The sequence below is a fragment of the Brucella anthropi genome (assembly GCF_046630315.1).
In the GTDB taxonomy this organism is placed as follows: Bacteria; Pseudomonadota; Alphaproteobacteria; order Rhizobiales; family Rhizobiaceae; genus Brucella; species Brucella anthropi_A.
Genome location: NZ_LQBD01000037.1, coordinates 1 through 12,792, shown reverse-complemented (window position 1 = coordinate 12,792; position 12,792 = coordinate 1). Strand labels below are relative to the sequence as shown.

The following is a 12,792-nucleotide window of genomic DNA, read 5'->3' as shown; positions in this document are numbered from 1 at the left end:
CATGGCGCCAAACGCAAAACCGGCCATTCGCCTTTCGCTGCGCGCGGGCGAGCGGATATTCATCAATGGCGCGGTGCTGAAAGCCGACCGCAAGGTTTCGCTCGAACTGCTCAACGATGCGACCTTTCTTCTGGAAAACCATGTTCTCCAGCCCGAAGACACAACGACGCCGCTGCGCCAGCTTTATTTCGCCGCGCAGATGATGCTGATCGAACCGGCCATGCGCGAAGAGGCGCACCGCACCTTCGCGCAGATGCTGAAGGGCATGTTCGCGACCTTCAAGGATGCGGAAATCCTCAATGCGCTGAAGCTGGTCGATGAGCTGGTCCATAACGGGCGCATCTTCGAGGCGCTCAAGACAATTCGCGCGCAATATCCACGCGAGGCCGGGCTGATGGGGCTGGAAAGCCCGGCTGTTCCCGTGCTCAAAACCCGGAAATCCGCGGAGGCAAATCCATGACCACGACACCGCCGATCGGCGCGAACACGACCAGCAACACCGCTGCGACCAACAGCAATTCGGCGGCCAACAAGGCCAGCGTCGATTATAATTCGTTCCTCAAGCTTCTGGTGACGCAGATGCAGAACCAGGACCCGACGCAGCCCATGGATGCGACGCAATATGTTTCGCAGCTTGCGACCTTCTCCAATGTCGAGCAGTCCGTCCAGATGAACAGCAAGCTTGAAACGCTGATCGCCAACACGTCGCTGACGCAGGCCGAGGGCTGGATCGGCCGCACGCTGACCAATGCCGATGGCAGCATATCGGGCGTCGTGAAATCCGTCACCATCCAGTCCAACGGGATGCTGGCCGAACTGGAAGACGGCAAGACGCTGATGATCGGCCAGGGCGTCAGGATCAGTTAGGACATGGTGCGGTGAACGAGGCCGACGCGCTTGATATCGTCAATTCCGCCATCTGGACCGTGCTCATGGCAAGCGGCCCGGCGGTGCTTGCCGCCATGCTTGCGGGCATCGGCATTGCGCTTTTCCAGGCGCTGACGCAAATCCAGGAAATGACCTTGACCTTCGTGCCGAAGATCATCGTCATTTTCGTCGTTCTGGCGCTCACCGCGCCCTTCGTCGGCGCGCAGATCAATTCCTTTACGCTGCTCGCCTATTCGCGCATCGAAAAGGGGTTCTGATCGCCGTCACAGGTCGCAGGACATGACGACCGAAAGCTGCGTGAAGCCCAGCCGGTGAAACAGCGCATGCGCGCGTTCATTGCCGAGATTGCTTTCAAGAAACATCTTTTCGATGCCCGCAAGGCGGCACTGATCGCGCACCCATTGCAGCATGAATGAGCCGAGCCCTTGGCCGCGATGGTCGCTGCCGACCAGCAGGTCCTCCAGTATCGCATAGGGCCGGTCGGCATCGGGCCGCGCCGTCAGAAAGGCGATGCCCGCCAATGCAGGGCCGGTTCTGGCGGTGACAAGGCGAATGCCCGGCGACCTCTCATTGCCGCGCCCTTTGGCCTCGATGGCGAGATCGGCAATCTTCCGGTGCAGATCGGGGCTCCATCTTTGGGCGTCCAGCGCACGGCCCCACTGGATATCCGTATGGGAAATATAGGTCGATCCGGCATTGCGGGCGAAAAACGCGGCGATTTCATCCGGGTCGGGCGCGCCGTCATACCAGCCGAGTGAAACTGTCTCGTCAGGCTGTCGGCGGCTGCTCACGCATCTGTCCATGATCGGTTCTTTCAAATAAGCGCAGTGTTCGCGCGAGCGGCAGAACCGTCAACGCCAACTCCTTGGTGGATATTTCAGAAGAGCCTTGGGTTCTCCCGCGCAGCCTCGCGCAAGCTTCGCAGGCTAAGGTCCGCTTTGTAACAGGAGACGGATGTGCAGCAGGCAGCGGCTAAACCCTTCATGAAAAGCGGATTTCTGACCGGCAGCGATATGGGGCTGGCGGTTGGCATCATCATCATCCTGACGGTGCTTTTCCTGCCTGTTCCGGCGGTCGTGCTGGATATCGGCCTGGCGTTCTCGATCGCCTTTTCGGTCCTGATCCTGATGGTGGCGCTGTGGATTCAGCGCCCGCTCGACTTTTCCGCCTTCCCGACGGTGCTCTTGATCGCCACCATGATGCGATTGTCGCTGAATATCGCGACGACGCGCGTGATCCTCACCCACGGCAATGAAGGCTATCTCGCCGCCGGTCATGTGATCCATGGCTTCTCGCAATTCGTGATGGGCGGCGATTTCGTCATCGGCCTGGTGGTTTTCTGCATTCTCATCATCGTCAACTTCCTTGTCATCACCAAGGGCGCGACACGTATCGCGGAAGTGGGCGCGCGCTTCACGCTCGACGCCATTCCCGGCAAGCAGATGGCGATTGATGCCGATCTCTCCTCCGGCCTGATCGATGAAAAGGAAGCGCAGCGCCGCCGCCGCGAGCTGGAAGAGGAAAGCTCCTTCTTCGGCTCCATGGACGGTGCTTCCAAATTCGTGCGCGGCGATGCGATTGCGGGCCTCATCATCACGGCGGTCAATATTTTCGGCGGCATCATCATCGGCGCCACCCGCCACGACATGGATATCGCGCATGCAGCCGATGTCTTCACCAAACTGTCGGTGGGCGATGGTCTGGTCACGCAGATTCCGGCGCTGATCGTCTCGCTCGCCGCCGGTCTTCTGGTGTCGAAGGGCGGCACGCGCGGCTCCGCCGATCAGGCGATCTTCGGCCAGCTTGGTGCCTATCCGAAGGCGCTTCTGGTCGCGGCCATGCTGCTCTTCGTCCTCGGCATCATGCCGGGCCTGCCGGCCTTCCCCTTCTTCATGCTGGGCGGCGCGATGGCTTTCATCGGCATTGCCGTGCCGCGTCGTCAGGCGCGCCAGCGCGCGGCGGAAGCAAGCGAAGCCGGCAAGAAACAGCGCGAAGCGGAAGAGCAGGAGCGCAATTCCGTCAAGGCGTCGCTTGAAACCAACCAGATCGAGCTTTGCCTCGGCAAGCAGCTTTCCGCCCGGCTGATCGCCTCGCAGCAGGAACTGGCGCACCGTGTCAACAAGATGCGCCGCAAGTTTGCGCAGGAATACGGTTTCGTCATCCCCGAGATCAAGGTCACGGACGATATCGCGCTGCCGCCGAAAAGCTATCGCATCAAGATACATGGCACGGCGGTCGCCAGCCACGAACTGCGCGTCGGCGAAACGCTGGTCGTGCTGGGCGAGCGTCCGATCCCGTCCATACCGGGCGAGGAAGTGCGCGAACCGGCCTTCGGCATGCGCGCTTATTCCGTGCCGGAAACCTTTGCGTCGGACCTGCGCCGCGACGGCTACATGACCGTGGACAATCTCTCGGTCCTGCTGACGCATCTGAGCGAAATCGTGCGCAACAATCTGGCCCAGCTTCTGTCCTACAAGGATATGCGCATTCTGCTGGACCGTCTGGGGCCGGAATATCGCAAGCTTCTGGAAGATATCTGCCCGTCGCATATTTCCTATTCGGGCTTGCAGGCGGTGCTGAAGCTTCTGCTCGCGGAGCGCATTTCCATCCGCAACCTGCATCTGATCCTTGAAGCCATCGCGGAAATCGCGCCGCTCGTCCGCCGCCCGGAAATGATCGTGGAACATGTCCGCATGCGCATGGCGCAGCAGATTTGCGGCGATCTGTCCGACAATGGCGTGCTGAATGTTCTGCGCCTCGGCAATCGCTGGGATCTCGTTTTCCACCAGAGCCTCAAGCGTGACGCCAAGGGCGAGATCGTCGAATTCGACATCGATCCGCGCCTGCTGGAACAGTTCGGCACGGAAGCTTCCGCGGTCATCCGCAAGCATTTCGACAATGGCGAGCGCTTCGTGCTGGTGTCCTCGCCGGAAGCGCGGCCCTATATTCGCATGATTATCGAGCGCCTGTTCGCCACACTGCCGGTGCTCTCCCATGTCGAAATTGCCCGCGGCGTGGAGGTGAAGTCGCTCGGTGCGATTTCCTGACCGGGAGAGAACCCGTTGCCTGTCGCACAACTGCCGCTCAACGAAATCATCCTGGCCGCCGTTCTGGCGTTCTGCCGCATCGGCGCATGCCTGATGCTGATGCCGGGGCTTTCGAGCGCGCGCATTCCGTTGCAGGTGAGGCTCTACATCGCTCTCGCCTGTTCCTTCGCGGTTCTGCCGCTGGTGCTGCAACGCATCGTGACCGTTATCGATGCCGGGCAGCCGTGGACCCTGTTCCGCCTGATGGCGAGTGAAATGTTCGTCGGCGCGGTGATCGGGATTCTGGCGCATATCTATTTCTGGGCGCTGCAATTCATGGCCAGCACGATGGCGGTTTCCGTCGGCTATTCCGGTTCTCCCGCCGATGCCATCACGGAAAGCGAACCGCAGGCCACGCTTGCAACCATCGTCACTTTCAGCGCGCTGTTCCTGTTCTTCGTCACCGACATGCATCTGGAAATTTTTCGGGCGCTGCTCAATTCCTATGTCGCGATTCCCGTTGACGGGCAGTTCCGACCCGATGCGGCGATGATCGACTTCACCGATGCGCTTTCGGCGGCCTTTCTGGCAACGCTGCGCATCGCGGCCCCTTTCATCGTCTTTGCGATTCTGGTCAATTTCGCCATCGGTCTCGTCAACAAGCTGACGCCGACCATCCCGGTCTATTTCGTGTCGATGCCGTTTGTGCTGGGGGGAGGCTTGCTGGTGGTCTATTTCATCCTGCCGGAACTCCTGCGTTTCTTCACCCACGAAACGGCGACGCAGTTGCGCGCGCTGTTTTGAGGCTGGCCATGACGAACCCGCGCAATCTGAAAAAACTCATCGAACTGCAAAAGCTCGGCAGCGCCCGGCTGGAGCAGGCGCTGGCCGCCGCCAATGCGCGCAAGGGCGCGCTGGATGAGGAGCGCGCGGCGCTGATCGCCATGCAGGATCGCCGTTATGACGGCGATGCGCTCGATATCGATCCATCGCTGCTGATCCGGCGTCTTGGAAACAATGCGGCCGAATCGCAGCAGCTAGAACAGCGCCTCGATGGGCAGCGCAAGGCGCTGCTGCAGGAGCAGCGGCGGGTCGGCTTGCTGGAAGATCGCCTGACGGACGCGGAAAATGATCGCGAACGGCGCGAGCTTTCCAGCCTGATCGAGGAATTTATTAGCCGGAAAACGACAAACCGCCCGCAAAACCCTGATTGAGCGCAAAATCGAGGCTGAACGCACGCACAAGTTTCAGTCAAGTTTGGCCCATTATGGTGCACATAACAAACAAGGAGTGATGCATGGCGATCAACCCGCCGTCAGATCTGGTGATGGACGTGGCGCGCGCCGCCGATCCGCAAGCCTATCGCATGGCGGCGGAACGGTTGAGGACGCCGTCCGCATCGGGCACCATGGTGGCTTCGGCCGCCGGTGGCCTGACGCGGGATGGTTTCACCAGCTTTTCCGACAGTCTTGCGGCTGGGGTCAGCGTGCGGCCGGATGCGCAGAATGCGGCCAATCCGGCCTATCGCAAGTTCGAGGCCTTCATGCTGCAATCCTTCGTGCAGTCGATGTTCACCAGCGACACGACGGCGACCTTCGGGAAGGGGATTGCCGGCGAATACTGGAAGTCCATGATGGCGGAAGCCATGGCAAACAAGATGGCGGATGGCGGCGGTGTCGGCATTGCCAGGTTGCTTGAGGCACAGGCGGCGCGCAACGGGCGGGCAGAAGCGCCGACGACCATGGCGCTGGGAGATGTGATCCATAATCTGGGAGACCAGGTGAGCGAAAATGCCGTGTCGAAGGACATTGTGCATGGTTTCGAACGCAAGCTCATTCAAAGGCAGCTAGAGCATGTCTCCCAGGAGCGGGACCCGGTTTCCGGGTAAAGGCATGCGCAGGAATAAACAGCCAGGGCGGTTTTGACGGCTTACTGAAACCGCTCCAGCCAATAACAGCGATAAGGACAGTGCGCGGCTGATTGGCCCGCAACCACAAGATTCGCCAGCTTCATAATTGAGGACCCCGAAATGACCGAGACAAGCTCTGAAAACAGCCTGCCGCAAGAGGATTCGCTGATCGTCGCCGCGACGCGCGAACCCGGTCAGGTACTGGCAGAGGAAACGGCCGAAAACCCCACATTGAAACCGGTCGTGCGGGCGATCCAGCGTCTGGAAGATGTCATCGACACCGAAACGCGGCTTCTGCTGGAAGGCGGCAATCCCGATCTTGCGGAAATCAACGCCCGCAAGAGCCGCGGCCTCTACGATTTCAACAAGGCGATCAAGAAAGCGGCCAACGCTGCCGAACCGGCGACGATGAAGCGGCTTCAGCCGCTGCTGGACAGCCTCAAGCAGAAGCTTGAGAAGAATTGCGAGGCATTGCAGCTGCATCTGCGCGCCGTCGGCGAACTGGCCGACCTCATTCGCGGCGCGCTGGAAACGCAGGAAGCCGACGGCACCTATTCCATGCAGAGCGTGAGGCTCGGTCACGCACGATGATCCGCATCCTTGCCATCGGTCTTTGGATCTGCGCCGTCGCCTTCGGCTCGCTCTTCCTGGCGGTTCGCCAGAACGCCGCATCGTCGGATGGGGCGCAGGCCGCAACCGGCGGTTTCGGCGGCGTGGATTACGTCAAGACGGATGTGATGAGCGTGCCGATCATCGTAAATGGCAGCGTCGCCGGTTATGTGGTGACGCAGCTTGTCTATACGGTCGATTCGAACATCCGCAAGAAGCTGACCGTGCCGCTCGAATTCTTCATCAGCGATGAAATCTTCCGCAAATTCTATGGCAGCTATTCGGATACGAAAGAGGTCGAGAAGGTGAGTTTTGAGGATGTGCGCGCCTCGATCATCACCGACTTGAATGCGCGGTTCCCCGAGCCGGTCATCAAGGACCTGCTGGTCGAGCAGTTCAACTATATTTCAGCCGAAGAAATCCGCGCCATGAACATGCGCGGCACGCCGACACCGACCGCGCCGGCCAAACAGGCCGCGGAGAAACAGGCGAGTGTGGAGCCCGCCGGTCACAGCGAATAATATTTGCCTGCAAGCTGGGCGAGGCGCTCTTCGTCCAGCGGCGTGACCGCCGGGTCAGCCACAAGCTCCACGCCCATTTCGCGGCCATTGCGCCAGGCGACACGGGCGAGAAGCGCGCGGCCATAATAATCGTCGAACAGCCAGAAACGTTCGGGCAGGGTCGGGACTTCGACCGTTCTCAGCTTGGCGCCATGGGGCGCGATATCGCTGAACTGGCATTCGATGATGAACCGCCCGTCGAGACCCACGATCTTTCCCGAGCGCAGCCTTGTGCGCTGCCTCTCTTCCCTGCGACGTTCGTGGGATGGCTTAACCCGTGCCATATCAAAATCTTACCTGCTGTTCCCCTCCCATCAGTCTAGCAGGTTTCGATTGCCGATGCGTTATTTTTTAAGCCGGGATTGTGCGGACATGGTTACCTTGAACAGGTTCCTGTGTGTCAGTGCTCGCCGCAGGCTTCGCAGAGGCCGCGCAGTTCCAGTGTCGTCTTGCGCGATGTGAAGCCGTTCTGGAGGCTCCACGCGCTGACGAGATTTTCGATTGCCGCGTCGGAGAATTCCGTCACCTGACCGCATTTCTCGCAGATCGCGAAGGCCACCAGGCCCTGCTGATGGCATTGCGGATGCGCGCAGGCAACAAAGGCGTTGAGGCTTTCGAGGCGATGGATCAGCCCATAGTCGAGCAGCTTTTCCAATGCGCGGTAGACCTGCAGCGGCGCGCGGAAACCGTCATCGCGCAACTGGTCGAGAATCGTATAGGCGCTGAGCGGCCCGTCCGCCTTGGACAGGACGTCGAAAACCAGTGTCTGATTGCGGGTCAGATCCTGCGGGGCGTGATGGTGGTGATGCGTGCTCATTGTCCAGCGATCCGTTTCGGTGATGCTTGTTCCCTTTTATGTAGGGGTAGCAGGCTCAAAATGAAAATGGCAAGCGCCGCGACCACGATGGACGGGCCGGACGGCGTATCGAAATGAATGGAGCCATAAAGTCCGCCGATCACCCCGGCGGCCCCGATCAGTGAGGCGAGAACAGCCATCTGCTCGGGCGTGGAGGAAAAGCGGCGTGCGGTTGCTGCCGGAATGATGAGCAGCGAGGTTATCAGGAGGATTCCGACGATCTTCATCGCGATGGCGATGACGATGGCGAGCAACAGCATGAAGACGATGCGCGACAAAGCCGGGTTCATGCCTTCGGCGCGCGCTATATCCTCGCTGACGGTGGCGGCGAGAAAAGGGCGCCACAGCCAGGCCAGAACCGCCAGCACAAGCAAGCCCCCGCCATAGATGAAGGCGATATCCATCCGCGACACGGCCAGAATATCGCCGAACAGGAAGGACAGGAGGTCGACGCGCACCCATGTCATGAAGGCGACGAGGACGAGGCCAAGCGACAGCGTGGCATGGGACAGGATGCCGAGGAGCGAATCCGCCGACAATGTGTGGCGGCGCTGCAAGAGCAGCAGAATGGCCGAAATCGCCACAGCGACCGCGAAGACGCCGATCATCAGGTTGATGTCGAAAACAAGCGCCAGCGCCACGCCAAGAAGCGCGGAATGGGCCATGGTGTCGCCGAAATAGGCCATGCGCCGCCAGACGATGAAGCAGCCGAGCGGGCCGGTGGTGAGCGCCAGTCCGACACCGGCGATGATGGCGCGGGTGAAGAAATCGTCAAGCACGGCGCGCGCTCCCTTCGTGATGATGTTCATGCTCATGATGATGGCCGTCATCGGCATGGCAGTGATCGGTCACGGAACCATCGGCATGCAGCACGCGCCCGTCAGGCAGATGGGTGTGATCGTGGCGGTGCTCATAAACGGCAAGCGGCCCGACGGCCCGGCTGCCGAACAGCCGCATATATTCAGGGCTTGCCGTCACATCGCGCGGTGTCCCGCTGCAACAGACATGGCCATTGAGGCAGATGACGCGGTCGGTCGCCGCCATGACCAGATGCAGGTCGTGCGAGATCAAAAGCACGCCGCAGCCCGTATCGTCGCGCAGCTTCGCGATCAGTTCGTAGAGTGCGGCTTCGCCGGAAAAATCGACGCCCTGCACCGGCTCGTCCAGCACCATGAGATCCGGCTTGCGGGCCAGCGCACGCGCCATCAAGGCGCGCTGGAATTCCCCGCCCGACAGGTTGGCGATCTCGGCCTTTGCAAGATGCGGGATGCCCACCACGTCGAGTGCGGCCGCAATCTCCTTGCGGGAAAGGGGGCCGGTCAGCGTCATCAGGCGCTCGACGGAAAGCGGCAGCGTGCGGTCGATATTGATCTTCTGCGGCACATAGCCGATGGTGAGGCCCGGCGCATGGATCACGCTGCCTTCGTCCGGCTTCAGGATGCGCAGCGCCATCTTGGCGGCGGTGCTTTTGCCCGCGCCATTCGGCCCGATCAGGGTCACGATCTCGCCGCGCTCGACAATCAGGTCGACATTGCGCACGAGCCAGCGTCCGTCGCGATAGACGCCGGCGCCTTTCAGTTCGATCAATGTTTCCCGCGCCTTTCCGGCGGGGAGGGCGGTCTTCCTGCTCATCTGTTCCGGGCTTTCGCTGCCTGCATGTTCTCGTCCCCCGCCTGGATGATCCGCCGCTGCGATTTTTTCCAGAATGGGGGTTGCCTCACCTTATGACAGACGTTATAGCATTACGCAACTGACGTAATAAAATAACATATCGCTTGAATATGATGCTCTTCATCAATCGTAGACGAGAGAGACAATGAAACATCTCCGCTCCCTCCTTCTCGCCTCGGCTTTTTTGGCCGGTATGGCAAACGGTTCACTGGCCGCAGAACGCGACGGCGTCGTGGTGTCGATCAAGCCGCTTCACTCGATCGTTGCGGCGGTCATGCAAGGCGTGGGCAAGCCGAAGCTGATCGTGCAGGGCGCGGGTTCCGAGCACACCTATAGCCTGAAGCCCTCCGATGCCGACGCAATCGAGCACGCCAAGGTGATTTTCTGGGCCGGCCCGTCGATGGAAACCTTCCTCGACAAGCCGATCGATACACTCGGCGAAGGCGCGACAGTCGTCGCCCTTGGCGAAGCGGACGGCCTCACCCGGCTGAAGTTCCGTGAAGGCGGCCCGTTCGAAGCGCATGATCATGACCATGGCCACGAAGGTCACGACCATGCCGCCGAAGGCCCGGAAGGCGGACACGGGCATGAGCATGGCCATAATGAATATGATCTGCATTTCTGGCTCGATCCGCAGAACGGGAAGGTCCTGGCGGCGGATATCGCGAAGACGCTGGCCGAAACCGACCCGGAACACGCCGCCCAATATGAAAAGAACGCGAAGGACTATGGCGAAAAGCTCGACGCATTGACCAGGGACGTCGCAAGCGAACTGGCGCCGGTCAAGAACAAGCCGTTCATCGTCTTCCATGATGCCTACCAGTATTTTGAAAATCGCTTCGGTGTGAAGGCGGCCGGCTCGATCACGGTCAGCCCGGAAAAGGCGCCGGGGGCAGCGCGCATCAAGGAAATTTACGAGAAGATCAAGTCGCTTGGCGCCGTCTGCGTGTTCTCCGAACCGCAGTTCGAGCCGAAGCTGGTGAAGACCGTGATCGACGGGACGGACGCCAAAACCGGCGTTCTGGATCCTCTGGGAGCGGAATTGAAGGACGGTCCCGACCTTTATCCGCAGCTCATCCGCAATCTGGCGGATTCCCTGAAGGGCTGCCTTTCGAAATAAGGAAACAGTTGCGGCCGCTTGCCCCCCTCTCTGGATGCCTCCGTATCCAGAAGGCGGTCGCAACTGCGCCGGGCTGCCTCTGCTTTAACGAGCGGGCAGTCCGGCACGATTGACCCGACATCAATCCGTCGCTGGAGCTTGATCGAAGCGGCATCAGAAATTCATTTCGACGCATATTGGGGCGGTTTCGACCGCCCATTTTCGCTACTCGTAATGTAATGATACAACATACGGAGATTGGCATGCGTCGCTTTGCGAAAACACTTCAGGCCGGTGCCGTTCCGGCTTTTCTTGCCCCGGCGGTTGCGGATACGCCTGGCGCATGATCCCATTGATCCTCGCTTCATTCCGGTCGGATCATGCCCTGTTCCGGCTGCAATGCCATATTCACGGCCTTGCTGTCGGCCAGCGTTCGATGATCCAGAACGCTGGCGATGGCCTCGCGCACATCGAGCATCATCTGGCGCACCTCGCATTCGTCCTCATCGCAATCGTCGCAGGGGCGATAGTCCGTCTTGCTGGCGCAGGCGATGGGAGCAAGCGCGCCGTCGAGCGCGCGGATGATATTGCCGATGGCGATCTCGCTGGCCGGGCGCGCAAGGCAGAAACCGCCTCCCTTGCCCTTGCGGCTCAGAACAAAACCGGCATTGCGAAGCTCGGTGAAAATATTGTCGAGAAACTTGCGCGGTATATGGTGCTTTTCGGCGATCTCACTGGCGGAAACCAGTTGTCCATCCGTAATACCGGCCAGATGCACCATGGCTTTCAGGCCATATTTGCCCTTTTTCGTCAGCATGCCACCCCTGTGGAGCATTTCCTCAAGGAACGGAAACCGGTTTCCGTCCGGAAATGCGTGAAAAAATACGCAATACACGCCGCCAGCCAAAACCGGCGCCGTTTCGCAAGATCAGGCCATAACCCGTCTATAAGAAGTTAGGGGGTAAACCGGGCTGCGACAAGCATTATTGCCATCCGCGCTCAATCGCGTCCGTTCGCCAGCAAGGCAAGCGATAATGCGCCCTGCAATGCATCGCCGCGTGCCGGTCGAAACAGTTCGCGATAAGGCAGAAAAGGCAGCGCTGCATAGGATGAGGCAAGGCCGCCGGTCAGGCTGAACCGTCCGAGCTTTTCCATGCCCAGCCGATCCAGGCCGCGGGCAATATAAGCGCAGGCGCGTTGCAGGATTGCAAGGCCGCACGCATCGCCCTTCCGCGCATGGTCGAAAATGATAGGCGCAAGCGCGGCATAGTCCGCCGCCGTCGCCGTGCGCGAGAAGGCGATGATCTGGCGCATGTCGTCGCCGAAACGGGCCGTTATGGCATCTACAAGCGCTGTGCGTTCGGCCATGCCGTCGAGGGCAAGCAGCGTCTCCTCCAGAAGTTCGCGGCCAAGCCGCGCCCCGCCCGCATGATCGCTCAGCATGAAGCCGCGCCCGCCGACAATCTCGAAAGCATCCCGCTCCCGTCTGACGAAGACCGACCCCGTGCCAAGAATGACGATAGCGCCGTCTTCCCGGCCGAGCGCGCCGTGCAGGGCGGTAACGGCATCGGAAACGATCTTCACCTTGCCGAAGGGCAGGCCGTGTTCCACGCGGTCCTTGTCGGGCAGCGCGTTGGCGCCCGCGAGCCCGAATACGGCATATGTTTCGTTCAGGAGAGAGACATCCAGCCCGGCATCATGCACGGCCAGCGTCGCCGCGTGCATGATATTGTCCAGTGCCGTGGCCGGATCGGCGCTGATATTGGCCGGGCCGCTTCCGCCCCGGCCAAGAAGCTCCCCATTGCTGTGGGCAAGCAGGGCCCGGCACCCGGTGCCGCCGCCGTCGACCGCCAGAATATAAGGCATAGGCTTCATGCTCATTCATCCAATTGTCATGCCGGGTGTCATGGATTCGTCGCATCTGTTCGAATCGCCAGTTTTCCCGGTTGAAATCTGGTTAAAAAGGACCATATTGTCTGTGGAAAGAAAATTCCTGAATTTTTACGAAACTGCGTTGACAGTTTTGGTTTGTGGGGTCTATATGGCGCCACAACGAGGGCGGCGGCGCCGCAAGCGGCAGGCTGATGCGTCCTTGGGGTTGGTTGAGCGAGTTGAGCTTTAAGGGTTTTGACTGGTTTGGCTGACGGCCTTGACGGGGTGATTATCCTGTTGAG

17 protein-coding genes are annotated in these 12,792 nt (G+C 60.4%); 10 read left to right on the top strand and 7 right to left on the bottom strand.

The window, feature by feature from the left end:
* Position 1: 1 nt before the first annotated feature.
* Genes flbT through fliQ form a run of 3 tightly spaced genes read left to right on the top strand, consistent with a single transcriptional unit; the run spans position 2 to position 1,145 of the window.
* Positions 2-460, top strand: coding sequence for a flagellar biosynthesis repressor FlbT (gene flbT, locus AVM02_RS16870; protein WP_411508076.1), 459 nt, complete (start codon positions 2-4; stop codon positions 458-460).
* Entirely contained in the window at positions 457-867 is a 411-nt protein-coding gene (gene flgD, locus AVM02_RS16865; RefSeq protein ID WP_411508075.1) for a flagellar hook assembly protein FlgD, read from the top strand. Before flbT ends, flgD begins: the two co-directional genes overlap by 4 nt.
* A gap of 11 nt (positions 868-878) precedes the next feature.
* Positions 879-1,145 (top strand): flagellar biosynthesis protein FliQ, encoded by a 267-nt coding sequence (gene fliQ, locus AVM02_RS16860; protein ID WP_006469393.1) that lies wholly within the window; start codon positions 879-881, stop codon positions 1,143-1,145.
* A gap of 6 nt (positions 1,146-1,151) precedes the next feature.
* Here the strand turns inward: fliQ and AVM02_RS16855 are convergent, their stop codons facing one another.
* Entirely contained in the window at positions 1,152-1,679 is a 528-nt protein-coding gene (locus tag AVM02_RS16855) for a GNAT family N-acetyltransferase (protein ID WP_411508074.1), read from the bottom strand.
* A gap of 192 nt (positions 1,680-1,871) precedes the next feature.
* On the opposite strand from AVM02_RS16855, the gene flhA reads away from it, so the two are divergent.
* The 6 genes from flhA to AVM02_RS16825 all read left to right on the top strand — a co-directional run bounded on the left by flhA (position 1,872) and on the right by AVM02_RS16825 (position 6,953).
* Positions 1,872-3,935 (top strand): flagellar biosynthesis protein FlhA, encoded by a 2,064-nt coding sequence (gene flhA, locus AVM02_RS16850; RefSeq protein ID WP_411508073.1) that lies wholly within the window; start codon positions 1,872-1,874, stop codon positions 3,933-3,935.
* Between the two features lie 15 nt (positions 3,936-3,950).
* On the top strand, positions 3,951-4,718 hold the full coding sequence (fliR, locus tag AVM02_RS16845) for a flagellar biosynthetic protein FliR (protein ID WP_411508072.1): 768 nt from the start codon (positions 3,951-3,953) through the stop codon (positions 4,716-4,718).
* 8 nt (positions 4,719-4,726) lie between these two features.
* Positions 4,727-5,128 carry a hypothetical protein gene (locus tag AVM02_RS16840; RefSeq protein ID WP_411508071.1) on the top strand — a complete coding sequence of 134 codons (402 nt, stop codon included), beginning with the start codon at positions 4,727-4,729 and terminating at the stop codon, positions 5,126-5,128.
* Positions 5,129-5,211: 83 nt separating this feature from the next.
* Positions 5,212-5,802 (top strand): rod-binding protein, encoded by a 591-nt coding sequence (locus AVM02_RS16835; RefSeq protein ID WP_411508070.1) that lies wholly within the window; start codon positions 5,212-5,214, stop codon positions 5,800-5,802.
* Positions 5,803-5,943: 141 nt separating this feature from the next.
* Complete coding sequence (locus AVM02_RS16830) at positions 5,944-6,414, top strand: flagellar protein FlgN (protein WP_411508069.1); 471 nt, start codon at positions 5,944-5,946, stop codon at positions 6,412-6,414.
* A complete protein-coding gene (locus tag AVM02_RS16825; protein ID WP_411508068.1) occupies positions 6,411-6,953 on the top strand; it encodes a hypothetical protein in 543 nt (180 codons plus the stop codon). The genes AVM02_RS16830 and AVM02_RS16825 overlap by 4 nt, the downstream gene beginning before the upstream one ends.
* Here AVM02_RS16825 and AVM02_RS16820 read toward each other — a convergent pair.
* The 4 genes from AVM02_RS16820 to AVM02_RS16805 form a co-directional block, all read right to left on the bottom strand.
* Positions 6,941-7,276: a PilZ domain-containing protein gene (locus AVM02_RS16820; RefSeq protein ID WP_112592025.1), complete on the bottom strand. Its 336-nt coding sequence runs from the start codon at positions 7,274-7,276 to the stop codon at positions 6,941-6,943. The two genes, AVM02_RS16825 and AVM02_RS16820, sit on opposite strands and share 13 nt — an antisense overlap.
* A gap of 116 nt (positions 7,277-7,392) precedes the next feature.
* Positions 7,393-7,809, bottom strand: coding sequence for a Fur family transcriptional regulator (locus AVM02_RS16815; RefSeq protein ID WP_411508067.1), 417 nt, complete (start codon positions 7,807-7,809; stop codon positions 7,393-7,395).
* Positions 7,806-8,663: a zinc ABC transporter permease subunit ZnuB gene (znuB, locus tag AVM02_RS16810; RefSeq protein ID WP_411508204.1), complete on the bottom strand. Its 858-nt coding sequence runs from the start codon at positions 8,661-8,663 to the stop codon at positions 7,806-7,808. Before znuB ends, AVM02_RS16815 begins: the two co-directional genes overlap by 4 nt.
* Positions 8,620-9,480: an ATP-binding cassette domain-containing protein gene (locus AVM02_RS16805; RefSeq protein WP_411508066.1), complete on the bottom strand. Its 861-nt coding sequence runs from the start codon at positions 9,478-9,480 to the stop codon at positions 8,620-8,622. Before AVM02_RS16805 ends, znuB begins: the two co-directional genes overlap by 44 nt.
* 184 nt (positions 9,481-9,664) lie before the next feature.
* On the opposite strand from AVM02_RS16805, the gene znuA reads away from it, so the two are divergent.
* Positions 9,665-10,639 carry a zinc ABC transporter substrate-binding protein ZnuA gene (gene znuA, locus AVM02_RS16800; RefSeq protein WP_411508065.1) on the top strand — a complete coding sequence of 325 codons (975 nt, stop codon included), beginning with the start codon at positions 9,665-9,667 and terminating at the stop codon, positions 10,637-10,639.
* 343 nt (positions 10,640-10,982) lie between these two features.
* Here znuA and AVM02_RS16795 read toward each other — a convergent pair whose 3' ends face one another.
* Both AVM02_RS16795 and AVM02_RS16790 read right to left on the bottom strand, forming a co-directional pair.
* Positions 10,983-11,435, bottom strand: coding sequence for an RrF2 family transcriptional regulator (locus tag AVM02_RS16795; protein ID WP_411508064.1), 453 nt, complete (start codon positions 11,433-11,435; stop codon positions 10,983-10,985).
* Between the two features lie 182 nt (positions 11,436-11,617).
* Positions 11,618-12,499, bottom strand: a complete 882-nt coding sequence (locus AVM02_RS16790; protein ID WP_411508063.1) for a BadF/BadG/BcrA/BcrD ATPase family protein — start codon at positions 12,497-12,499, stop codon at positions 11,618-11,620.
* Positions 12,500-12,792: the final 293 nt, after the last annotated feature.